The sequence below is a fragment of the Buttiauxella noackiae ATCC 51607 genome (assembly GCF_001654865.1).
Classification (GTDB): domain Bacteria; phylum Pseudomonadota; class Gammaproteobacteria; order Enterobacterales; family Enterobacteriaceae; genus Buttiauxella; species Buttiauxella noackiae.
This window is the reverse complement of sequence record NZ_LXEO01000065.1, coordinates 105,446-127,962: the sequence shown is the minus strand read 5'-3', so window position 1 is coordinate 127,962 and position 22,517 is coordinate 105,446. Positions and strand designations below refer to the sequence as shown.

20 protein-coding genes and 1 other RNA gene are annotated in these 22,517 nt (G+C 49.7%); 11 read left to right on the top strand and 10 right to left on the bottom strand.

The window, feature by feature from the left end; genetic code table 11:
- Positions 1–74: 74 nt before the first annotated feature.
- The 5 genes from rnpB to M979_RS20235 form a co-directional block, all read right to left on the bottom strand.
- An RNA gene (rnpB, locus tag M979_RS20255) (RNase P RNA component class A) lies at positions 75–453 on the bottom strand.
- Between the two features lie 68 nt (positions 454–521).
- Positions 522–1,667, bottom strand: a complete 1,146-nt coding sequence (garK, locus tag M979_RS20250; RefSeq protein WP_034461316.1) for a glycerate 2-kinase — start codon at positions 1,665–1,667, stop codon at positions 522–524.
- A gap of 63 nt (positions 1,668–1,730) precedes the next feature.
- Positions 1,731–2,621 (bottom strand): 2-hydroxy-3-oxopropionate reductase, encoded by an 891-nt coding sequence (gene garR / locus M979_RS20245; RefSeq protein WP_064556174.1) that lies wholly within the window; start codon positions 2,619–2,621, stop codon positions 1,731–1,733.
- Between the two features lie 27 nt (positions 2,622–2,648).
- Positions 2,649–3,419 carry a 2-dehydro-3-deoxyglucarate aldolase gene (garL, locus tag M979_RS20240; RefSeq protein ID WP_034461311.1) on the bottom strand — a complete coding sequence of 257 codons (771 nt, stop codon included), beginning with the start codon at positions 3,417–3,419 and terminating at the stop codon, positions 2,649–2,651.
- 26 nt (positions 3,420–3,445) lie between these two features.
- The gene (locus M979_RS20235; RefSeq protein ID WP_034461310.1) at positions 3,446–4,777 is read right to left on the bottom strand and encodes an MFS transporter; all 1,332 of its coding nucleotides are present in this window, start codon (positions 4,775–4,777) and stop codon (positions 3,446–3,448) included.
- Between the two features lie 375 nt (positions 4,778–5,152).
- Here M979_RS20235 and garD point away from each other — a divergent pair, with 375 nt between their 5' ends.
- Positions 5,153–6,724, top strand: coding sequence for a galactarate dehydratase (gene garD / locus M979_RS20230; RefSeq protein ID WP_064556173.1), 1,572 nt, complete (start codon positions 5,153–5,155; stop codon positions 6,722–6,724).
- A gap of 95 nt (positions 6,725–6,819) precedes the next feature.
- Here the strand turns inward: garD and M979_RS20225 are convergent, their stop codons facing one another.
- The gene (locus tag M979_RS20225; protein WP_064556172.1) at positions 6,820–7,749 is read right to left on the bottom strand and encodes a LysR family transcriptional regulator; all 930 of its coding nucleotides are present in this window, start codon (positions 7,747–7,749) and stop codon (positions 6,820–6,822) included.
- Between the two features lie 136 nt (positions 7,750–7,885).
- Between M979_RS20225 and M979_RS20220 the strand changes: the two genes are divergently transcribed.
- Positions 7,886–9,280: an MFS transporter gene (locus tag M979_RS20220; RefSeq protein WP_034461304.1), complete on the top strand. Its 1,395-nt coding sequence runs from the start codon at positions 7,886–7,888 to the stop codon at positions 9,278–9,280.
- A 37-nt stretch (positions 9,281–9,317) separates the two neighbouring features.
- Here the strand turns inward: M979_RS20220 and M979_RS20215 are convergent, their stop codons facing one another.
- Together M979_RS20215 and M979_RS20210 are read right to left on the bottom strand one after the other, a co-directional pair.
- Entirely contained in the window at positions 9,318–10,319 is a 1,002-nt protein-coding gene (locus M979_RS20215) for a Fic family protein (RefSeq protein ID WP_064556171.1), read from the bottom strand.
- A gap of 36 nt (positions 10,320–10,355) precedes the next feature.
- The gene (locus M979_RS20210) at positions 10,356–11,165 is read right to left on the bottom strand and encodes a DeoR family transcriptional regulator (protein ID WP_064556170.1); all 810 of its coding nucleotides are present in this window, start codon (positions 11,163–11,165) and stop codon (positions 10,356–10,358) included.
- Positions 11,166–11,416: 251 nt separating this feature from the next.
- Between M979_RS20210 and kbaZ the strand changes: the two genes are divergently transcribed.
- The 9 genes from kbaZ to M979_RS20165 all read left to right on the top strand — a co-directional run bounded on the left by kbaZ (position 11,417) and on the right by M979_RS20165 (position 20,801).
- A complete protein-coding gene (gene kbaZ / locus M979_RS20205; RefSeq protein ID WP_064556169.1) occupies positions 11,417–12,709 on the top strand; it encodes a tagatose-bisphosphate aldolase subunit KbaZ in 1,293 nt (430 codons plus the stop codon).
- A 26-nt stretch (positions 12,710–12,735) separates the two neighbouring features.
- Positions 12,736–13,209, top strand: coding sequence for a PTS N-acetylgalactosamine transporter subunit IIB (gene agaV / locus M979_RS20200; RefSeq protein ID WP_034461298.1), 474 nt, complete (start codon positions 12,736–12,738; stop codon positions 13,207–13,209).
- 10 nt (positions 13,210–13,219) lie between these two features.
- Positions 13,220–14,002, top strand: a complete 783-nt coding sequence (gene agaW / locus M979_RS20195) for a PTS N-acetylgalactosamine transporter subunit IIC (protein WP_034461297.1) — start codon at positions 13,220–13,222, stop codon at positions 14,000–14,002.
- Positions 13,992–14,867, top strand: a complete 876-nt coding sequence (gene agaE, locus M979_RS20190) for a PTS N-acetylgalactosamine transporter subunit IID (RefSeq protein ID WP_034461296.1) — start codon at positions 13,992–13,994, stop codon at positions 14,865–14,867. Before agaW ends, agaE begins: the two co-directional genes overlap by 11 nt.
- Before the next feature lie 29 nt (positions 14,868–14,896).
- On the top strand, positions 14,897–15,331 hold the full coding sequence (gene agaF, locus M979_RS20185; RefSeq protein ID WP_034461294.1) for a PTS galactosamine/N-acetylgalactosamine transporter subunit IIA: 435 nt from the start codon (positions 14,897–14,899) through the stop codon (positions 15,329–15,331).
- Positions 15,328–16,461 (top strand): N-acetylglucosamine-6-phosphate deacetylase, encoded by a 1,134-nt coding sequence (nagA, locus tag M979_RS20180; RefSeq protein ID WP_064556168.1) that lies wholly within the window; start codon positions 15,328–15,330, stop codon positions 16,459–16,461. Before agaF ends, nagA begins: the two co-directional genes overlap by 4 nt.
- Positions 16,462–16,764: 303 nt before the next feature.
- On the top strand, positions 16,765–17,919 hold the full coding sequence (locus M979_RS20175; protein ID WP_064556167.1) for an SIS domain-containing protein: 1,155 nt from the start codon (positions 16,765–16,767) through the stop codon (positions 17,917–17,919).
- Between the two features lie 12 nt (positions 17,920–17,931).
- Positions 17,932–18,810, top strand: coding sequence for a tagatose-bisphosphate aldolase subunit KbaY (gene kbaY / locus M979_RS20170; protein WP_034461291.1), 879 nt, complete (start codon positions 17,932–17,934; stop codon positions 18,808–18,810).
- A gap of 92 nt (positions 18,811–18,902) precedes the next feature.
- On the top strand, positions 18,903–20,801 hold the full coding sequence (locus tag M979_RS20165; RefSeq protein WP_064556166.1) for an alpha-amylase family protein: 1,899 nt from the start codon (positions 18,903–18,905) through the stop codon (positions 20,799–20,801).
- Between the two features lie 45 nt (positions 20,802–20,846).
- On the opposite strand, the gene M979_RS20160 is transcribed toward M979_RS20165, so the two are convergent.
- Positions 20,847–21,497, bottom strand: coding sequence for a hypothetical protein (locus M979_RS20160; RefSeq protein ID WP_064556165.1), 651 nt, complete (start codon positions 21,495–21,497; stop codon positions 20,847–20,849).
- A gap of 112 nt (positions 21,498–21,609) precedes the next feature.
- Positions 21,610–22,476, bottom strand: coding sequence for a 16S rRNA (cytidine(1402)-2'-O)-methyltransferase (gene rsmI, locus M979_RS20155; protein WP_034461288.1), 867 nt, complete (start codon positions 22,474–22,476; stop codon positions 21,610–21,612).
- Between the last annotated feature and the right edge of the window lie 41 nt (positions 22,477–22,517).

Below are 22,517 nucleotides of genomic sequence, written 5' to 3'. Positions count from 1 at the left end.
GATGAAAGGAGTTCTACTATGGTAATGGAAGGCAGAAAAACAAAAACCCCGCCGAAGCGGGGTTTTTGTTGAATGGTTGAAGCTGACCGATAAGCCGGGTTCTGTCGTGGACAGTCATTCATCTAGGCCAGCAATCGCTCACTGGCTCAAGCAGCCTACCCGGGTTCAGTACGGGCCGTACCTTATGAACCCCTATTTGGCCTTGCTCCGGGTGGAGTTTACCGTGCCGCGAACTGTTACCAGACGCGCGGTGCGCTCTTACCGCACCCTTTCACCCTTACCTGATCCCGCTTGCGCGGGCCATCGGCGGTTTGCTCTCTGTTGCACTGGTCGTGGGTTACCCCCCCAGGCGTTACCTGGCACCCTGCCCTATGGAGCCCGGACTTTCCTCCCCTCCGCCCGTCTCCTTCCGAAGAAGGACGACGACGAAGCGGCGACTGTCTGGTCAGCTTCGGCGCGGATTATAGAGGGTTTGCGCTCCCCTGTCACGCCTTCCCACAACTTGAATTATTTAGGGGAATCTAAGATGTAGTATTCATCCCAATAGCTACCGCTGCTGCAATATTGCGCGAAGCACGGTAAATATTATCGAACGCATTTTTCAGCGCCTCTTCGAGCGTACCAATACTAGTCAGCACACTAAACACGGCATCAATGCCATATTGATGAACAACCGCCACATCACTGGTCAACGAGCCCGCGATACCAATCACCGGCTTGTGGTACTTTTTCGCCACCGCTGCCACACCCACCGGCACTTTGCCGCGGATACTCTGACTATCCATACGCCCTTCACCAGTCACCACCAGCGAGCAATCATGAATATGTTCTTCAAGGCGCAAAGCTTCCGTCACTATCTCGACTCCGCTACGTAGTTCCGCGCCGAGAAACGCCATTAATGCCGCGCCCATACCGCCCGCAGCTCCCGCTCCAGGGGCGTTTTTCACATCAATACGTAAGTCTTTTTTAATTACATCAGCAAAATGAGCAAGATTGGCATCCAGCTCAAGAATCATCGCTTCATCGGCCCCTTTTTGTGGCCCAAAAACACGTGAAGCGCCGTTATCACCAATTAATGGATTCGTCACATCACAGGCAACGTTAATCACACAGTCAGCCAAACGACTATCGAGACCTGAAATATCGATGCTATTCAGGCTCATTAAGCTGCCACCACCGTGACTAATTTCTTTACCGACTGCATCGCACAGTTTCGCGCCCAGCGCCTGTACCATGCCCGCGCCGCCGTCGTTAGTTGCGCTGCCACCAATACCGATAATAATGTTGCGCGCACCGTTATCCAGAGCCCGTAAAATCAGTTCACCAGTACCGTGCGAAGTCGTAATCAGAGGATTGCGGTTCACAATAGGCACCAGTGCAAGCCCACTGGCTTCAGCCATTTCGATAAACGCGGTTTGACCGTCACCGGACAGACCCCAATATGCTGTAACAGGCTCGCCTAGCGGCCCTGTCACCGTAGTGGTGATTTTCTTGCCCTGTGTTGCACTGATCATGGCATCGACCGTACCTTCCCCACCATCAGCAACCGGGACAGATATGTATTCCGCATCAGGAAATATTTCGCGGAATCCTTTTTCAATAGCCTGTGCCACATCAACCGCTGAGAGGCTTTCTTTATAAGAGTCGGGTGCGATTACGATTTTCATAATGAGTCCATGCCAAAACAATAGGGCCGAGAAAACCGGGCACCCAAGAGGTGCCCATCTCTTTTATTTACTGACTTCTACTTTCGCCAGTTTTTCGTAGTAGCACGCGATTGCGCTATGGTCATCGTTACCATGGCCGTCTGCACGCAGCGCTTGCATCATTTCCATTACTGCCGCAGTCAGTGGTAATTGCGCGCCCACACCGTGGGAAGTATCCAGCGCGTTCGCCAGATCTTTAATGTGCAGGTCGATTCGGAAACCAGGCTTGAAGTTGCGATCTAAAACCATCGGCGCTTTCGCCTCCAGAACGGTGCTGCCCGCAAGACCACCACGAATCGCCTGGAAGACTAATTCTGGGTTTACACCCGCTTTGGTTGCCAGCACCAGTGCTTCAGACATCGCAGCAATGTTCAGCGCTACAATCACCTGGTTTGCCAGTTTGGTGACGTTGCCCGCACCAATATCACCGGTGTGCACCACGGAACCGGCCATTGATTTGAGCAGGTCGTAATACTTGTCGAAAATCGCTTTATCACCGCCAACCATGACGGACAGCGTGCCTTCGATAGCTTTAGGTTCGCCACCGCTCACGGGTGCATCCAGCATATCGATGCCTTTTGCTTTTAGTGCTTCACTAATTTCGCGGCTCGCCAGCGGTGCGATGGAACTCATGTCGATAACGACGGTGCCCGGTTTTGCCCCTTCGATAATGCCGTTTTCGCCCAACGCCACTTCTTTAACGTGTGGGGAGTTAGGCAGCATGGTGATAATCACATCGCACTGCTCAGCAATATCTTTTGGTGTGGCGGCAGTTTCTGCACCGGCTGCGATAACTTCAGCAATTACCTCTGCATTACGGTCGGCAACCACCAGTGAATAACCGGCTTTGATGAGGTTTTTACTCATTGGTTTGCCCATGATACCCAGGCCAATAAACCCAACTTTCAGTGTCATAATTCAGTCTCTCTTTTCAGGTGGTGGTTATTTTTTAAAAGAATCAGCCAATTTCTGGGTTGCCGAGCGGAAGCAGCCTAAATCACTGCCCACAGCCACGAAGGTGGCGCCCCATTCCATATAACGACGCGCGTCAGCTTCAACTGGTGCCAGAATGCCGGCTGGTTTACCGTGTGCTTTAGCTCGGGCAAAGATGTGTTTGATGCATTGCTGCACGTCCGGATGCGAAGCATTACCCAGATGGCCTAATGCCGCAGCAAGGTCACTTGGCCCAACGAAAATCCCATCAACACCGTCGGTTGCAGCGATGGCATCTACGTTATCAACGCCCTGCTGGCTTTCAATCTGAACCAGGATAGAGATGTTCTTGTTGGACTGCGCAAAGTAGTCCGGCACGGTGCCAAACATATTGGCGCGGTGTGAAACGGACACCCCACGAATCCCTTCCGGTGGGTAACGGGTTGAAGAGACCGCCAGCTCAGCCTCTTCCTGCGTTTCCACAAACGGGATCAGGAAGTTATAGAAGCCGATATCCAGCAGGCGCTTGATGATCACCGGGTCATTGGTCGGCGCGCGCACTACGGCGGCACTTTCGCTGCCTTTTAATGCCATCAACTGTGGAATGAATGTGGTGATATCGTTTGGTGCATGTTCGCCATCGAGCACAATCCAGTCGAACCCAGCCAGGCCCAGCACTTCCGTACTGATAGGATTTGCCAGTGCAGACCAGCAACCGATTTGCGTCTGGTGTGCTGCCAGTGCTGCTTTGAATTTATTTGGGAAAACGTTGCTATTCATGAGCCTTACCTTAATTTTGTGGTTGCTTACTTCTGCAATTCCATACGTTTAATGTCACCCACTACGAACAGATAACAAACCATCGCTGCCAGTGCCGAGCAACCAACGAAAATCAGTGCCGCATTGAAGGAGTGGAGTTCGCTGACCAGGTAACCAATCACCAGTGGCGTTACGATAGAAGCGACGTTACCGAACACGTTGAACACAGCACCGCACAGGCCGACCATCTCTTTTGGTGCGGTGTCGGCAATAACCGGCCAGCCCAGCGCGCCAAAACCTTTACCGAAGAAGGCAAATGCCATCAGGGTGATAACCAGAGCCGTGCTTTCGGTGTAGTTACAAAGAATGATGGTTGAAGCAAGCAACATCCCGAGAACAATCGGTATCTTACGAGCAACGGTCAGTGAGTAACCGCGTTTGATTAACGAATCGGAGAATACGCCGCCCAACACACCACCTGCGAAACCACACAGCGCCGGAATTGAAGCGACCATACCCACTTTCAGAATCGACATACCTTTATCTTGCACCAGGTAAATCGGGAACCAGGTCAGGAAGAACCAGGTAATGGTGTTGATAAAGTACTGACCGAAGAACACGCCCAGCATCATACGGTTAGTCAGTAACTGCTTGATGTAATGAAGTTTTGGTCCTTCAACCACGGCACCAGGTTTTTTGTGGTCCATATCAACCACTGCGCCGCCTTGAGTGATGTAATCCAGCTCTTCTTTTGACATACGCGGGTGGTCAGTCGGGTTATGGATAAACTTCACCCACAGGAAGGTCAGTACAAAACCGATACCGCCCATCACGGTAAACACATGCTCCCAACCCCATGCGAAAGTCAGCCAACCGAGTAAAGGTGAGAACAGCGCCAGCGAGAAATATTGTGCAGAGTTAAAAATGGCTGAAGCAGTGCCGCGTTCTTTTGTCGGGAACCAGGCCGCAACAATACGGGCGTTAGCCGGGAACGATGGCGCTTCAGAGAATCCGAGCATAAAACGCATGATAAACATGGAGATACCGGCGTAGGCCAGCGGCACCATATCAACAAAGCCCTGCATGAACGTAAACAGCGACCAGAAAAACAGACTGTAGGTATAAACTTTCTTCGAGCCGTAGCGGTCAAGTAACCAGCCGCCAGGGATTTGCATTAACAGGTATGCCCAACCAAATGCCGAGAAAATATAGCCCATTGAGATTGCACTGAGCTGTAATTCTTTAGCAACTTCAGTACCCGCAATAGAAAGAGTGGCGCGATCTGCGTAGTTAATCGTCGTTACAATAAAGATAATTAATAATATTAAATATCGTGTGTTCTTACCTTTTTTCGACTCAACTGCTGTATCCAAAATCATTTTCTACATCCTCTGTTGCGGGTACTTAATTCAAGGATTTTTTATTTATATAAAGCAATATTTCACGAATATATTTTCGGGATAACACTGCTCTCTGAAATTAACCTGGTGTTTGTCATTCGCAACACAGTATAGCCAGCACATAACAAATGGACATTAGGCATACGCCCAATTGATAACACTTTAAAAGCCAAATAATTAAACTTATGCACATGTTTGTGGGGTGTATTGCACAATTTCATAGATAACCCTCCCTGGTTAGCAATGCCTCACAATATAAAGTGATCTCGCTCACATTTTTATTTCTCACAGCCTGACATTCTTTATTTAGCTTGTGAGAAGTCATGATTAGAAAAATTCTGGAGAATAGCGGCAATGTCGAATATTGAAATTAAACAACAACCCCCTGGTTCTTTTTATATAAAAGTTCATGAGACAGATAACGTCGCTATTATTGTTAATGACAATGGTCTGAAAGCCGGTACTCAATTTCCGGATGGACTGGAACTTATCGAACATATCCCGCAAGGTCATAAAGCTGCACTGGTTGATATTCCGGCGCATGGCGAAATTGTTCGTTATGGCGAAGTGATTGGTTACGCGGTACGTGATATTCCACGCGGTAGCTGGATTGACGAATCCTTAGTAGAACTGCCAAAAGCACCGCCGCTTCACACCCTGCCGTTGGCAACAAAAGTGCCAGAGTCTTTACCAGCACTGGAAGGTTATACCTTCGAAGGTTATCGCAATGCTGACGGCAGTGTAGGCACCAAAAATCTGCTTGGCATCACCACCAGCGTACATTGCGTTGCAGGTGTTGTGGATTATGTCATCAAAATTATTGAACGTGAGTTGTTGCCACGCTACCCGAATGTCGACGGCGTAGTTGGTCTGAATCACCTTTACGGCTGTGGTGTGGCGATCAACGCGCCTGCAGCGGTCATCCCTATTCGCACTATCCATAACATTTCTCTGAATCCAAACTTTGGCGGCGAAATTATGGTGATTGGCCTGGGCTGTGAAAAACTACAGCCAGAGCGTCTGCTGGAGGGTACCGATGACGTTCAAACTATTAATGTTGGCGATGCAAGTATCGTGCGCCTGCAAGATGAACACCACGTCGGCTTTAAATCGATGGTCGATGACATTCTTAACGTCGCTGAGCGCCATCTGGTCAAACTGAACCAACGCCAACGTGAAACCTGCCCGGCGTCTGACCTGGTTGTGGGTATGCAGTGCGGCGGTAGCGATGCGTTCTCAGGCGTGACTGCGAACCCAGCTGTTGGCTATGCATCTGATCTGATTGTGCGTTGCGGTGGAACAGTCATGTTCTCTGAAGTCACTGAAGTACGTGATGCCATCCACCTTTTAACACCGCGCGCCATCAATGAAGAAGTGGGCAAACGCCTGCTCGAAGAGATGGAATGGTACGACAACTATCTTGATATGGGTAAAACCGACCGTAGCGCCAACCCGTCCCCGGGCAACAAAAAAGGTGGCCTGGCAAACGTGGTGGAAAAAGCACTTGGTTCAATTGCTAAATCAGGCCAAAGCGCCATTGTTGAGGTGCTTTCACCAGGACAACGCCCAACCAAACGCGGCCTGATTTTCGCAGCAACCCCTGCCAGTGATTTCGTTTGCGGCACACAGCAGGTGGCCTCAGGTATTACGGTACAAGTGTTCACAACCGGGCGCGGTACGCCGTACGGTTTGCTGGCTGTGCCTGTCATTAAAATGGCGACCCGTACTGCACTGGCCAACCGTTGGTATGACTTAATGGACATCAACGCCGGCACCATCGCCACAGGCGAAGCAACCATTGAGGATGTGGGCTGGGAGTTATTCAAATTTATTCTTGATGTGGCGAGTGGTCGTAAGAAAACCTTCTCAGATCAGTGGGGGCTTCATAATGCACTGGCCGTTTTCAACCCAGCGCCGGTGACCTGATACTCATCATACTTCAAGCTGCAGATGCGTTGGCTGCAGCCGTGCGCCCCGGTGACATAGTTACTATGCTCCCGGGGTCTTACGGCCTGGGCGCCTTACCCCGGCACTTTTTCTCGGCAAACCTTCAACACCAATTGCCGCAGCCAGCGATGCGCTGGGTCTGCTTCCGAACGCGGATGCCACATCAACGACACCGTAATCTCATTGGTTTTTACCGGCAGCTCAAAAACATAAAGCCTGGCCTCACCTGAATTGCCATTCAACCCCGGCTGGTTAAGCAAGAAAGTTGCTGGCACCAACGCGACTAAATCTGACGCCTGCGCCACCGCAATCGCCGCGGGAAACCCAGGCACCATCGCCGCAATTTTGCGGCTTAAATTCAGTTCTGCCAGCAACACATCAACCGGCCCCGTTCCTCGTTCATGGCGGGAAACCACGACATGCCCCAGCTCGGCATACTTCGTGGCGGTAATATCACCGTCTTGCTCCAGCAGATGATTTTTTCTAACCACACCAACAAACTTATCCCGATACAGCGCCGTTAAGCGTATTTCTGGCCCCATCTCCCCAAGTACACCGATCTCAAGATCAATTAAACCTTCACGCAAATACTTCACCGTTTTCTCGGGTTTTGGCATAAAGCGCAGTTGTACCAAAGGCGCAACGGCGGCTACCGCAGCAATCAATGCAGCACCAAATATCTCGATAAACCCGGCGTTAGTACGCAAGGTAAAACTGCGCTCAAGTGTTGCAAGATTAAGAGCATCCGATGAAGGGCGAAGTATCGCTCGAGCTTCAAAGACGGCATTTTGCGTGCGCTCACGAATATCTTCAGCATAAGGAGTCAGCACCATATTCCGCCCAGCTCGCACCAGCAGCGGATCGCCAGTGGTGTCGCGCAGGCGGCTTAATGTCCGACTCATCGCGGAGGCGCTTAATCCCAGACGACGCGCAGCCCCTGCCACACTGCCTTCGGCAAGAAGCACATCCAGAGCGATAAGTAAGTTCAGATCGGGTTCAGTCATAAACTCAATAGTAGCGTGCGCGTTGAAATGGGAGAAGGCGTTTGGTGCAGGTTATTAATGCAAATGCTGCGCCTTCCGCCTTATCTGCGGTGCCGCTATATTTCTGGCACTCACCAGAGATAAAGAGTTTTAACCGATGGCACTATTTACCAATCAACCAGGCGATGAAGGATTACCGGGCCGCGAACGCGGCTTAGCGATGGCTGCTGTCATGACCATGACTACTATGGCCGTGTTTGACGGCTCGATGATAAACATTGCCTTGCCACAAATAGCACACTCGCTAGACGCTTCATTAGGTGCCACCGTCTGGGTTTCCAACGGATATTTATTATCGGCGGCGATGACGTTGGCGATATTTGCCGCCCTTTCCAGCCGCATAGGCTTTCGCTCGATTTTTGCCTTCGGCCTTGGCCTTTTCACGCTGGCCTCTGTGGGATGTGCGCTCTCATCGTCACTGGATATGTTAGTTATCATGCGGGTTTTGCAGGGTATTGGTGGGGCGGCAACATTAAGTATTGGCCCAGCGATACTACGCTCAGTTTTCCCCAATCGCCTTTTGGGGCGAATACTTGGCCTGAACGCGCTGCTGATTGGCACGAGTACTGCCATCGCACCGCTTCTGGGAGGCACAATTCTTTCCACATTGAGTTGGCCATGGCTATTTGCGATTAATATTCCTCTGGGCATTATCTCTTTATTGCTAACACTGCGTGTTGTTCCCCATAACCCGGCTTTGAAACGCGAATCGTTCGATTATGCCGGAGCCTTACTTTCGGCAATTGCGTTAGGCGCACTGATTATGGCCGCAGATGCTTTTACCCATCCCGGCAATGGCGACCTGACTACTGCTGTGATTTTCGCAAGCATCGCCATTCTCACCGGACTTGCGTTTATCTGGGTTCAGCGCCGCGTAGCTAAGCCTTTGCTTCCGCTAAATATCTTTGCCTCTTCACGGTTTTCGTTGGCAGCACTCACTTCGCTGGCCTCCTTTGTTAGTCAGGGCATCACGTTCATTGCACTGCCGTTTCTTTTTCAGAGCGTTTACGGTTATAGCGCACTTGTCTCAGCACTGCTTTTCACTCCATGGCCGATAGGCATTATTCTGGCCGCACCTCATGCCGGACGCCTTGCCGACCGATATTCAGCCGCAATAATCTCAACAGTAGGGTTGTTTATCTTCGCCATCGGTCTTGCTTTGCTGGCAATACTCCCGGAACACGCACAAGCGTGGGACATCTGTCTGCGCAGTTTGATTTGCGGAATAGGTTTTGGCTGTTTCCAAAGCCCGAATAACAAAGAAATGTTGTCCAATGCCTCGCGGGAAAACAGCGGATATGCATCCGGTGTTCTGGCAATCATGCGCACCTTCGGACAGTGCCTGGGCGCCGCCTTTGTCGGTGTGATGATGTCGATTTATGCGCAAAACAGCGCAGTGCATTTCAGTCTGTGGATGGCAGTTATCGCAACGGTGTTAGCGATTATGCTGAGTGTTAGCCGCTTACGGGGATATAAATTAGCAGCAGGATAAGGTGAACCCAGGTCGGTGTGGTTTGCGCCACACCTTTTTATATCACCCGCCAGAATCCTTTCTTTGTCGCTCCCATTCGCTGAAGTTTTCCTTTCTCCTGCAGTGACCTGATATTCCTTTCAATCGTTCTGCGGCTTCTGCCAAGCACTTCGATCAATTCAGCAACGGTTACATGAGGTTTATCAGCTAACACCGTAAGGAGTTGGTATTCGCTGGCACTTATTTCTCCCGCCATTTCTCCCGCCATTTCTACCGCCACTTTGGTGGCTCTACTTTGCTCAGTAGCAATGCCTTCACTCAGACCCTCAATTAATTTCTCGAGCATAAAATCTATAAAGAGCGTGCAATCGCTTGCCCGATCACATTCACCTAATACCTGGTAATAGCTTTTCTGTTGATTATGAATGATGGTTTCCACTGGCAACCACGCGAGTTCTTCACGCCACTCGCTCAGAATAAGCGTTTGCCATAACCGCCCCATTCGACCATTCCCGTCAACGAAAGGGTGAATAAATTCAAACTCATAATGAAAAATGGAACTCGCAATCAGAGGATGAACGTCCGTTTGATCCAACCAGCCAAGTAAATCTGCCATTAAACGTGAAACCTGATTAGCAGGTGGGGCCATATGGATTAATTGTTTCTCCCTGTAGACCCCAACATTGCCTGTTCTGAATTGTCCTGGTGCATCTACCAGGCCAGTCATTAAAATCCGTTGCGCCGCTAGCAAGTCCTGAACACGCCCACTTTTCCAGGAAGACATCGCCTCATAAGCAATAATAGCGTTACGGACTTCCTGGATATCTTTGGCTGGAGCCAACACACGTTTACCATCCATGATGGCGGAAACCTGTTCTGTTGAGAGACTATTATGTTCAATTGCAAGCGAGGCCTGGATGGTACGAATACGGTTTTCTTTACGTAGCATCGGCGATGCTTGTTCAGCATGCGTAGCCCAGCGACCTAACAATTCACCAATCTCGACCACTCGATTAATAATAGATGGAGTGATACTAAAAGGCGGTTGGTAACCAGCCATAAGTCAGCCTCCTGCATGAAACGAACATTACAATTTCTATTCCCCAACCAATACCACTTCAATCCCGACTTTACGCAGCCCATTCAGGCTTTCCGCAGGAATCCCCACATCAGTAATAACCATATGAATGCGTTGGGTATCGATGATTTTATGCAGGCTTGAGCGGTTAAATTTACTGGAATCCGTGACCACGATAATACGCTCGGCCACTTCACACATCCGGCGGTTAAGACGCGCCTCGTCTTCGTTGTGAGTACTCACGCCACGCTCAAGATCGATGGCATCGACACCCAGGAACAGAATGTCGAAGTGATAGTTTTGCAAAGATTGATCGGCCTGATCGCCATAGAATGACAACGACTGGCGGCGCAAATGCCCACCGGTCATCAGCAACTCCACACCTTCAGCTTCAAGCAGCGCATTCGCCACGTTCATGCCGTTGGTCATCGCAATCACATCCTTATGGTTACGTAGATGGCGAGCAATTTCATACGTGGTAGTACCGGAGTCCAGAATCACACGATGACCTGGCTTGATAAGATCCGCCGCCACACGCGCAATGCTGCGCTTGACCGAAGTATTCAGAGAGCTTTTATCCTCAACGGTCGGTTCAACTGCAGCCGTTCCCGAATCGCAAACCAATGCCCCGCCATAAGCACGCACCGCAACGCCCTGCTTTTCCAAAAAAGCCAGATCGTTACGGATCGTCACCGTCGAGACACCAAAAAATGATGATAGATCATTAACCTGCACGCTTCCTTGTTGACGAAGACGCTGAATGATCTGCTCACGCCTTTCACTTGTACCTGTTACACGCTTGTCCGTTGCTGCGTCGGTATTATTCATACATGATCCTTTCATAAAACCTTTCGTTTCATTTCACTTTGTCTATTAACACCTTTCTTTTCGCGGAAAGCAAGCCTTTACATCGCGTGCTGCATTCACTGTCATTGTGTCAAATAGGCTTTCATTATGTTTCTTTTGCGAAACAGATCTCAATTCTATTATCTTTCGTTTTGTTTTTATCGCACGATACACCACTATTAAATGAAACAAATCGAAAGACAAATAGATAACCAACCCATACGGAGAGGAAAGTGAAACATTTAACCGCGTTTGTGGCCGACCATAAACAGGATTCACGATGTGGCATTTTTGCCGTTTGTTCTGCTCACCCGTTAGTTCTCGAAGCGGCGATGCGCCATAGTCGGGACGAAAAATCTCTCTTATTAATAGAAGCAACGTCCAATCAGGTCGATCAACACGGCGGTTATACCGGAATGACACCGGAGGATTTCCGTGGTTTTGTCGAACAAATGGCAGACAAATACCACTTCCCACGGGAGCAACTCATTCTGGGGGGCGATCATCTTGGTCCGAACCGTTGGCAGGCTCTGCCCGCAGAAGAAGCGATGCATAACGCAGACGAGCTAATCCGTTGTTATGTCGCAGCTGGTTTCAAAAAGATTCATCTCGATTGCAGCATGTCTTGCGCAGATGACCCGGTTCCTCTGACCGACACCATTGTTGCCATGCGTGCCGCCCGGCTTGCAAAGATCGCAGAACAAACCTGTATTGAGAAATTTGGCGCTTCCGATTTGGTGTACGTTATCGGCACTGAAGTTCCCGTCCCAGGTGGCGCGCACGAAACGCTGGCAGAACTCGCCGTCACGACACCACAGGCCGCGAAAACAACGCTTGAAGCCCATCGCCATGCGTTTGAATTACAAGGTTTAAGCGACTTGTGGCCGCGCATTATCGGGCTGGTTGTCCAGCCAGGCGTGGAATTCGACCACACGCAGGTTATTGATTACCAACCTGAGAAATCACTTTTCTTAAGCCAGATGATTGAAGCCTTCGACACCATGGTGTTTGAAGCGCACTCCACCGATTACCAGACGCCACAGGCATTGCAACAACTGGTACAAAACCACTTTGCGATTCTGAAAGTCGGCCCGGCACTGACCTTTGCACTGCGTGAAGCACTGTTTTCATTAGCCGCTATCGAACGCGAATTACGCCCAGCACATAAATGCTCCGGGCTCCGCGATGTTCTTGAAAGCGTGATGCTTGAGCACCCTGAATACTGGAAACACCATTATCACGGCAATGACAGCGATCGCCGTCTGGCACGTGGATATAGCTTCTCCGACCGCGTTCGCTACTACTGGCCAGATCATGACATTGACGAAGCGTATTCAAGACTTCTTACCAATCTGGCTGGTGAATCCATACCTTTGCCACTGATCAGTCAGTATCTGCCACTTCAATACGCTAAGGTCCGTGAAGGAAAAATCGCGGCAACGTCGCATGAACTGATTATCGACCATATCCAGGACGTGTTGCGCCAGTACCATTGCGCCTGTCTGGGCACACAGCAATCCAAATAACACAATGATAATAAGAGGAAAATAACATGCCAAACATTGTATTAAGCCGCATTGATGAGCGACTAATTCACGGCCAGGTTGGTGTTCAATGGGTCGGTTTTGCTGGTGCAAACCTTGTCCTCGTTGCCAACGATGAAGTCGCAGAAGACCCCGTGCAGCAAAACTTGATGGAGATGGTTCTGGCAGAAGGGATAGCCGTACGTTTCTGGTCACTGCAAAAAGTTATCGACAATATTCACCGTGCAGCAGACCGCCAGAAAATCCTGCTGGTTTGCAAAAACCCGGATGATTTCCTGACTTTAGTGAAAGGTGATGTGCCTGTTACGCGGATCAACGTCGGCAACATGCACTACGCAGAAGGCAAACAACAAATCGCGAAAACCGTCTCTGTGAATGACCAGGATATTGCTGCTTTTAATGGCTTACAAAAGGCCGGAGTAGAATGTTTTGTTCAGGGTGTGCCGACGGAATCCGCTCAGGATCTCTACAAACTCCTCTGAGGTATTTTCTATGGAAATTAGCTTATTACAGGCATTAGCGTTGGGTATTCTGGCCTTTATTGCCGGTCTGGATATGTTCAACGGCCTGACGCACATGCACCGCCCGGTTGTGTTAGGGCCACTGGTTGGCTTGATTCTAGGGGATCTTCATACCGGTATTTTGTGTGGCGGTACGCTGGAGCTGGTCTGGATGGGGCTTGCGCCACTTGCAGGCGCACAGCCACCTAACGTGATTATCGGCACCATCGTCGGTACCACTTTTGCTATTACCACTGGCGTGAAACCTGAAGTTGCGGTCGGCGTCGCAGTACCATTCGCCGTTGCGGTGCAAATGGGGATTACCTTCCTGTTCTCCATTATGTCCGGCGTAATGGCCCGCTGTGACCGAATGGCAGAAAATGCCGATACCGATGGTATCGAGCGTGTTAACTATCTGGCGTTACTGGCTCTCGGCATCTTCTATTTCCTGTGTGCATTCTTGCCAATCTATTTTGGCGCAGAGCATGCAAAAACAGCCATCGACATGCTCCCTGCTCGTCTGATTGACGGCCTCGGTGTCGCGGGTGGCATCATGCCAGCCATCGGCTTTGCCGTACTGCTGAAAATTATGATGAAAAATGTCTACATCCCTTATTTCATTCTCGGCTTTGTGGCTGCCGCCTGGCTAAAACTACCGGTGTTGGCCATTGCCGCCGCCGCGTTAGCAATGGCGCTGATTGATTTCTTACGCAAAGACCCGGCACCACAGCAACCCACTCACGTGAAGCAAGAGGAATTTGAAGATGGTATCTAACGAACAGACTCTGCCGGGCGTCAACGTAGCGGACACCACGGCTGTCGAAAAGAATGACAACGTCTATGAAGATCAAAGCATCGGCGCGGAACTGACAAAACAGGATATTAACCGGGTGGCATGGCGTTCCATGCTGTTACAGGCCTCATTCAACTATGAACGTATGCAGGCATCAGGCTGGCTCTACGGTTTGCTGCCGGCGCTGAAAAAGATCCACACCAATAAAAACGATTTGGCTCGCGCCATGAAAGGCCACATGGGGTTCTTCAACACCCATCCGTTCCTCGTGACCTTTGTTATCGGCATTATTCTGGCGATGGAACGCTCTAAGCAGGATGTGAACAGCATTCAGAGCACTAAAATTGCCGTGGGTGCGCCGCTGGGCGGGATTGGCGATGCCATGTTCTGGCTGACCTTGTTGCCTATTTGTGGCGGTATCGGGGCGAGTCTTGCGTTACAGGGTTCAATACTCGGCGCAGTGATCTTTATCGTACTGTTTAACGTCGTTCACCTCGGCTTGCGTTTCGGTCTTGCTCATTACGCTTACCGCATGGGTGTGGCAGCTATCCCGCTTATCAAAGCCAACACTCGCAAAGTAGGTCATGCCGCGTCTATTGTTGGGATGACGGTGATTGGTGCGCTGGTTGCAACTTATGTTCGCCTGGCGACTACGCTGGAAATCACAGCGGGCGATGCCGTCGTAAAACTGCAAACTGACGTTATCGATAAGCTGATGCCGGCCTTTTTACCACTGGTTTATACCTTGTGCATGTACGCGCTGGTGCGCCGTGGCTGGAGCCCTTTGCGCCTTATTGGTATCACGGTTGTGTTGGGTGTTGTCGGGAAGTTTGCCCACTTCCTGTAAGTGAATCCCTGTAAGCGAGATAAAACAATATGTTAAGCATTATTCTTAGCGGTCACGGTGGCTTTGCCACCGGTCTTGAAAAAGCGATGAAGCAGATTCTTGGTGAGCAAGAGCAGTTTATCGCCATTGATTTCCCCGAAACGTCTTCAACGGCATTGCTCACTTCACAGTTTGAAGCAGCCATTGGCGAATTAGACGAAAGTGAAGGGCTGGTGTTTTTAACTGATTTACTTGGCGGCACCCCCTTCCGCGTTGCTTCAACCATGGCGTTAGAGCAACCGGGACGCGAAGTGATTACCGGTATCAACCTGCAACTACTGCTGGAAATGGTGCTGGAACGCGACGGGCTAAGCAGTAAAGAATTTCGCCTACAGGCACTGGAATGCGGCCATCGTGGCTTAACCAGTCTGGTCGATGAAATGGGACGTTATCGCGAAGCAGAGGCGGTCGAGGAAGGAATATGACCACGCTACTGCGAGCCAGGCGCGTTCTCACCGAGCAAGGCTGGCTAGACGATCATCAGTTACTTATTGATAACGAAACGATTGTCGCCATCGAACCCATTCCTGCGGGAACGATGGCGCGTGATGCTGAACTGTTATGCCCGGCCTACATTGATATTCATGTCCACGGAGGTGACGGGGTTGATGTTATGGATGACGACCCCGCTGTTCTCGACAGGCTGGCGAAACATAAAGCTTGTGAAGGTGTGGGTAGCTGGTTGCCCACAACAGTCACAGCTCCGCTTGCCAACATTGAACGGGCATTACAGCGAATCGCGCAGCGCTACTATCACGGTGGGCCTGGTGCCGCCGTGCTGGGAAGCTATCTCGAAGGGCCATATTTTACGCCGCTCAATAAAGGTGCTCATCCGCCTGAATTATTCCGCGAACTGAATATTGCCGAGTTGGACAGGTTAATCACCGTGTCACAAAACACCTTACGAGTGGTGGCACTGGCGCCTGAAAAACCGGAAGCACTCGAGGCAATCAGGCACCTTAAAAGCCGTGATGTACGCGTCATGCTTGGCCATAGTGCCGCAAGTTATGAAGAAACCATTCAGGCATTTGATGCCGGAGCAGACGGGCTGGTGCATTGTTTTAATGGTATGACCGGCCTGCACCACCGCAACCCGGGCATGGCCGGAGCCGGTTTAACCGATAAACGGGCATGGCTTGAGTTAATTGCTGATGGGCATCACGTTCATCCTGCCGTCATGAATATTTGTTGTAGCTGCGCGAAACCTCGCGTTTTGCTGATAACCGATGCCATGAGTGCAGCAGGTATGCCTGATGGCGACTACTCGATTTGCGGATACCCGGTGACAATGCGCGACGGGATCGTACGCACTGAAAGCGGAGGACTGGCAGGAAGCACTCTGGCGCTTGATGCCGCAGTACGAAACCTGGTGAATAACGTGGGCGTTTGTGCCGAAGATGCCATTCATATGGCGTCACTGCATCCGGCAAAAATGCTCGGATTAGATAAAGATTTAGGTTCGATAGCCGTGGGGAAACGCGCCAGTTTAATTGCGCTAAACCCACAATTAAGGCTTCAGAACATCTGGATTAGTGGCCAGAGATTCCTCCTGTAGTACTTTCGTTGCTCCTCACTTTTGTCTGTCGCTTTCCCCGCGACAGACCTTTCTTTTCCTTTCGTTTAAAATCACTTCGACTATCTAATATTTAAGAATAATCATTTAAATCAATGAAATAATTAAAACAGATCCTTTTCTGGATCACATTTTTCGTTTTATTGCTTTTCTTACATTGACCTTTCGTTTTCTTTTCTATAGATTTTATTTAAGCATGAAGTTGAGTAAATGAAACAAAACGAAAGATTGTCCTGTACTGCTTTGTGCTACTTCCGATGATCTTGCACTGCTAAGGACTGAGTTATGAGCGAAACCCAATCTGCCTGTCTTTCCGGCACATCAACCTGGACTGAAAAAGAGATCCGCCAACAGCCGGAAAGCTGGATCCGATCGTTAAAAAATATCGGTAATCAACGTAGCAGCATCAACGCATTCCTTGATCCTTTGCTGCAAAACACCTCGCTAAAAATTATCCTGACGGGTGCAGGAACCTCCGCATTTATTGGCGATATTATTACGCCGTGGTTATCACGCCACACCGGGAAAAACTTTGTTGCCGTACCCACCACCGACCTTGTTACCAACCCGACTGATTACCTGTCCGAGGAAGAACCGACTTTACTGGTCTCTTTTGCCCGATCCGGCAACAGCCCGGAAAGTGTGGCGGCGGTCGATTTAGTCAACCAACTGGTGAAGGATTGCTATCACCTGGTCATTACCTGCAATGAAGCCGGTAGCCTGTATCAAAATGCCGCAACAAGTGGCAATTCACTGGCACTGCTAATGCCTCCGGAAACTCACGATCGTGGCTTCGCCATGACCAGCAGCATCACCACCATGATGGCAAGCTGCCTGGCCGTGTTTGCACCGAATGTTATCAACAGCACCACTTTCCAGGATGTGGCTGACCGCTGTGAAGAGATCATTGCTTCACAAGGTGATCTCAGCGAAAGCGTGTTCGGTGATTTGCCTTTCAGACGCGTCGTCTACCTCGGCAGCGGCGGCTTGCAAGGTGTAGCGCGTGAATCCGCCCTGAAAGTTCTGGAACTCACAGCCGGAAAACTGGCGGCATTTTATGACTCCCCTACCGGGTTCCGTCATGGCCCTAAATCACTGGTTAACAACGAAACATTAGTTGTGGTCATGGTTTCAAGCCACCCATACACCCGCCAGTACGACCTTGATTTGCTGGCTGAGTTGCGCCGTGACCAACAGGCCCTGCGCGTAGTCGCTATCTGCTCATCACCTTGCCCGGAAGTGGAATCAGGGCCACACATCTGGCTGCCACCTTCTCGAGAGTTCATCGACATTGAGCAGGCTTTCTGCTTCCTGATGTATGCGCAAATTTTCGCACTGACGGAGTCCGTCAAAGCGGGAATTACCCCTGATACCCCTTCCGCCAGCGGCACAGTCAACCGTGTTGTGAAAGGTGTCGTTATTCACCCGTGGAAAGGCTGAGAGGATTACAACATGAGTATTATTTCCACCAAATATCTTCTGCAAGATGCGCAAGCCCGAGGTTACGCCGTCCCTGCATTTAATATTCACAACGCAGAAACTATCCAGGCGATTCTGGAAGTCTGCAAAGAGATGCAGTCGCCGGTGATTCTTGCAGGCACGCCAGGCACCTTTAAACATATCGCTTTTGAAGAGATCTTCGCTTTGTGTGAAGCCTATTCAGAAAGCTATGACATGCCACTGGCACTGCATCTTGATCACCATGAATCGCTGGCGGATATTAGCCGTAAAGTGAACGCAGGGGTTCGTAGCGCCATGATCGACGGCAGCCACTTCCCGCTTACCGAGAACGTGCGCCTGGTAAAATCTGTAGTCGATTTTTGCCACCGCCATGATTGCAGCGTAGAAGCAGAGCTAGGCCGCCTCGGCGGTGTGGAAGACGATATGGATGTCGATGAAGAAAGCGCCTTCCTGACCGACCCACAAGAAGCACGCCGCTTTGTCGAACTCACTGGTATCGATAGCCTTGCGGTTGCCATCGGCACGGCACACGGACTTTATACCAAGCGCCCAAAAATCGATTTCCAGCGCCTGGCTGAAATCCGTGAAGTTGTGGATATTCCGCTGGTTCTGCACGGCGCAAGCGATGTGCCGGACGAATACGTCAGACGCGCCATCGAACTGGGTGTGTGCAAAGTGAATGTTGCAACCGAATTAAAAATCGCCTTTGCCGACGCGGTAAAAAAATGGTTCGGCGAAAACCCAGAAGGCAACGACCCGCGTTATTACATGCGCGTCGGCATGGATGCGATGAAAGAAGTGGTGCGCAGTAAAGTCACCGTTTGCGGTTCTGCCAACAAATTAATTCCTGAAACTGAAACCTCGTTATAAATCTCGTGCTTTAAAGCGTTACCTGAAAAACCGGGTAACGCTATCAGTCGGTTTGAAACTTGCCTCGAAAACTTCGCCCCCAAGGACAAACGATGAAGAAAATCATAAAGAGCTCGATATTATTACTTCTGGTTAGCAATGGCGCTTTTGCTTCTGAATATCTGCTAAATAACAACAATATCTCCATCTCATTTGACGACACGAATTCTGCTGTAGTAGTCAAAGACAAACTTTCCCAGAGTAAACTCGCCCCCAAAGAGTTGTTTTTTCTAACACTGCCCAATGAAGATGTTATTCATGCTGCCGACTTTAAAATTAAAAATGTCAGCCAAAAAGATGACTCGATTCATATCGATTACGACCATAAAGATTTCACTGTAAATGTGGTGTTGAATGTCCTTAAAGGAAAATACGCCAGTATTGACTACACCATTAAAGCGAAGGGAAAGGCGCAGGATGTTGCGAAAATAACCTTCTTCCCGACAAAAGGGCAATCGCAAGCACCTTACGTTGATGGCGCAATTAATAGCTCACCGATTATTGCTGACAGCTTCTTTATTCTGCCGGAAAAACCTATCGTAAATACCTATGCATATGAGACGACAACCAATCTGAACGTTGGCCTGAAAACCCCGATTAAAACCGATGCGCCAGTCACCTTTACCACCTACTTCGGTACTTTTGAGGCCACCAATCAACTACGCCGTAGCTTCAACGAATTTATCAATACCATGCGCCCGCGCCCATATCAGCCGTATCTGCACTACAACAGCTGGATGGATATTGGTTTCTTCACCACTTATACCGAAAAAGATGTACTGAATCGGATGGACAGCTACGCCAATGAACTGATTAAAAAGCGCGGCGTAAAACTAGACGGTTTTCTGCTGGATGATGGCTGGGATGACCGCACCGGCAAATGGCTATTTGGGCCGGCATTCAGCAATGGATTTGGTGTCGTAAAAGATAAGGCCGATAGTCTGCATACTTCCGTAGGTCTTTGGTTATCTCCGTGGGGTGGCTATAACAAACCGCGTGATATTCGCGTTTCGCACGCAAAAGAAAATGGCTTTGAAACCGTCGACGGAAAATTCGCGCTCTCCGGGCCTAATTATTTCCGTAATTTCAACGAGCAGATAATTAAGTTAATCAAGAATGAACATATTACCTCGTTCAAACTTGATGGCATGGGCAATGCCAATAACTGGATTAAAGGCAGCCAATTTGCCTCCGATTTTGATGCATCAATTGAACTCATCAAAAATATGCGTGCGGCAAATAAAGACCTGTTTATTAACCTGACCACCGGCACCGATGCCAGCCCATCCTGGCTGTTCTACGCCGATTCAATCTGGCGCCAGGGCGATGATATTAACGTGTACGGCAAAGGTTCACCGGTTCAACAATGGATGACCTATCGCGATGCCGAAACCTATCGTTCCATTGTGCGCAAAGGCCCACTATTCCCGATAAACTCCCTGATGTACCACGGCATTGTCAGTGCTGAAAATGCCTATTTCGGGCTCGAAAAAGTGCAAACAGACAGTGATTTTGCCGACCAGGTCTGGAGTTACTTTGCTACCGGAACCCAGTTACAAGAGATGTACATTTCGCCATCGATGCTCAATAGCGCTAAATGGGACACTCTCGCGAATGCGGCTAAATGGTCACGCGCAAATAGCTCGGTGTTGGTAGACACTCACTGGATTGGCGGCGACCCAACAGCGCTCGAAGCTTATGGCTGGGCATCGTGGAGCAAAGAGAAAGCTATCTTTGGTTTACGTAACCCGTCCGATAAAGAGCAAAGCTATTATCTGGATTTGACGAAGAGCTTTGAAATCCCGGATGGCGAAGCGACAAGTTTCACACTCAAACCGGTCTATGGCGCGAATGCCACAGTTCCGGGTGATTACAGCAAGCCTGTCATTGTGACGTTGAAACCGCTGGAAACACTGGTTATCGAAGCAACACCGGTTGCCAGGGCGAAATAAGATTTACCCAGGAATGCGTTAAACAATAAACCCGCGAAAGCGGGTTTATTCATTTGAGAATGTTAGTGTCTCGATTCTGCGTTTATCTTCAGCAATCAGCACGATACCAAAATGCTCAACATCTGGATGAACACTCCAGATTTTTTCTTCTGGGATGCTAATCCCATCATAAATAGCTTTCGTCCCGTCATAAGGGAAAAACAGACCTGCATCGGAGTCTAGAATGAATACGGACAGGGCATTCGAACTTTTCGCAATCTTCTGCCACAAAGCTTTCCCGCCTTCGTACTGCGTATTATCACTCATTAAAATGACACCGCATTTGATAACCAAAGCTTCATATAATTGCGTAGCGAAGCCTAATTCCTGATAGCGCCTATCAACACAAACGCCTTCCACTTGAAGTACGCTTGAATCTTCCCAGAACCGCTCTACTGAAATGACATTATCGCCAATAGCTTTTTGATTATTCAATTCCAACATAGCAACGGCAACATGCCGGAGCTCGCCACCCACATCCTCTAATTCAGCTTTCACAATAGAGGCGCGAGGTGTTTTTTTATCAAAGATAATAAGGTAACGCTTTTCAGCGATGGTTATTTCTTCAATCACTTCAAACGAACGCGCAATCGCTGAGGCACTATAAGAAAGAGGCATCACTATCATGTTTGAATCCCCACGAATCAACACCGGCATAATTTGCTCATCCTGAACAGACTAAAGTATGAGCAAACTACCATCGCTTATTTAAACCACACTAACAATAGTGATACCTGTAATGAAAGAGTGCGAACATGCTCGGAGAACGCTACTTTTCGCTGTTTTCTAAAGCATATTTATACAGCGCATTTTTCTTCACGCCGTGAATTTCAGCCGCAAGTGCTGCGGCTTTTTTCAGCGGCAGTTCAGTTTGGAGCAGAGCAAGAGTACGCAAGGCATCGGCTGGCAGCGCGTCATCGACAGGGGCTTTGAAGCCTTCGACAATCAACACCATCTCACCTTTGCGGCGGTTTTCGTCTTCTTTAACCCAGGCAGTCAGCTCACCAATCGGTGCGCCGTGAATTGATTCCCAGGTTTTCGTCAGTTCACGCGCCAGCACCACGTAACGTGATTCACCGAGCACAGCGCATATATCGTCTAAACTATCGAGCAGGCGGTGCGTAGATTCATAGAAGATGAGCGTGCGAGGTTCTTGCTCAATGGCTTTGAGTGCATCGCGACGGCCTTTGGATTTTGCAGGAAGAAAACCTTCGTAGCAGAAGCGGTCAGAAGGCAAACCAGCAGCACTTAATGCAGCAATCGCGGCACACGGGCCAGGCAGCGGCACCACGCGAATACCTGCTTCGCGGCACGCACGCACCAGATGGTAACCAGGATCGTTAATTAATGGCGTTCCTGCATCAGACACAAGCGCAATGCTTTGCCCTTCTTGTAGCTTTGCCAGCAGGGTTTCTGCTTTTTGTTGCTCGTTATGATCATGCAATGCGAACATCCGCGCATTAATCGCAAAATGTTGCAGCAGTAAACCGGTATGGCGAGTATCTTCGGCGGCAATCAGGTCAACGCTTTGCAACACGGCTAATGCCCGCTGTGTGATATCGCCGAGGTTACCGATGGGTGTCGGAACGATGTAGAGCGTGCTGGCAGAAATAGCCGCCGTTTCGAGTTGTTTCATTGTTTCATCCGTATTGCCGATTTAATATTGAACACTGAGAT

What these genes read in the sequence shown, in the direction of transcription:
- garK (WP_034461316.1), bottom strand. Translation starts at nt 1,667, where the DNA reads ATGAAAATCGTAATCGCACCCGACTCTTATAAAGAAAGCCTCTCAGCG.
- garR (WP_064556174.1), bottom strand. Translation starts at nt 2,621, where the DNA reads ATGACACTGAAAGTTGGGTTTATTGGCCTGGGTATCATGGGCAAACCA.
- garL (WP_034461311.1), bottom strand. Translation starts at nt 3,419, where the DNA reads ATGAATAGCAACGTTTTCCCAAATAAATTCAAAGCAGCACTGGCAGCA.
- M979_RS20235 (WP_034461310.1), bottom strand. Translation starts at nt 4,777, where the DNA reads ATGATTTTGGATACAGCAGTTGAGTCGAAAAAAGGTAAGAACACACGA.
- garD (WP_064556173.1), top strand. Translation starts at nt 5,153, where the DNA reads ATGTCGAATATTGAAATTAAACAACAACCCCCTGGTTCTTTTTATATA.
- M979_RS20225 (WP_064556172.1), bottom strand. Translation starts at nt 7,749, where the DNA reads ATGACTGAACCCGATCTGAACTTACTTATCGCTCTGGATGTGCTTCTT.
- M979_RS20220 (WP_034461304.1), top strand. Translation starts at nt 7,886, where the DNA reads ATGGCACTATTTACCAATCAACCAGGCGATGAAGGATTACCGGGCCGC.
- M979_RS20215 (WP_064556171.1), bottom strand. Translation starts at nt 10,319, where the DNA reads ATGGCTGGTTACCAACCGCCTTTTAGTATCACTCCATCTATTATTAAT.
- M979_RS20210 (WP_064556170.1), bottom strand. Translation starts at nt 11,165, where the DNA reads ATGAATAATACCGACGCAGCAACGGACAAGCGTGTAACAGGTACAAGT.
- agaV (WP_034461298.1), top strand. Translation starts at nt 12,736, where the DNA reads ATGCCAAACATTGTATTAAGCCGCATTGATGAGCGACTAATTCACGGC.
- agaW (WP_034461297.1), top strand. Translation starts at nt 13,220, where the DNA reads ATGGAAATTAGCTTATTACAGGCATTAGCGTTGGGTATTCTGGCCTTT.
- agaE (WP_034461296.1), top strand. Translation starts at nt 13,992, where the DNA reads ATGGTATCTAACGAACAGACTCTGCCGGGCGTCAACGTAGCGGACACC.
- agaF (WP_034461294.1), top strand. Translation starts at nt 14,897, where the DNA reads ATGTTAAGCATTATTCTTAGCGGTCACGGTGGCTTTGCCACCGGTCTT.
- nagA (WP_064556168.1), top strand. Translation starts at nt 15,328, where the DNA reads ATGACCACGCTACTGCGAGCCAGGCGCGTTCTCACCGAGCAAGGCTGG.
- M979_RS20175 (WP_064556167.1), top strand. Translation starts at nt 16,765, where the DNA reads ATGAGCGAAACCCAATCTGCCTGTCTTTCCGGCACATCAACCTGGACT.
- kbaY (WP_034461291.1), top strand. Translation starts at nt 17,932, where the DNA reads ATGAGTATTATTTCCACCAAATATCTTCTGCAAGATGCGCAAGCCCGA.
- M979_RS20165 (WP_064556166.1), top strand. Translation starts at nt 18,903, where the DNA reads ATGAAGAAAATCATAAAGAGCTCGATATTATTACTTCTGGTTAGCAAT.
- M979_RS20160 (WP_064556165.1), bottom strand. Translation starts at nt 21,497, where the DNA reads ATGCCGGTGTTGATTCGTGGGGATTCAAACATGATAGTGATGCCTCTT.
- rsmI (WP_034461288.1), bottom strand. Translation starts at nt 22,476, where the DNA reads ATGAAACAACTCGAAACGGCGGCTATTTCTGCCAGCACGCTCTACATC.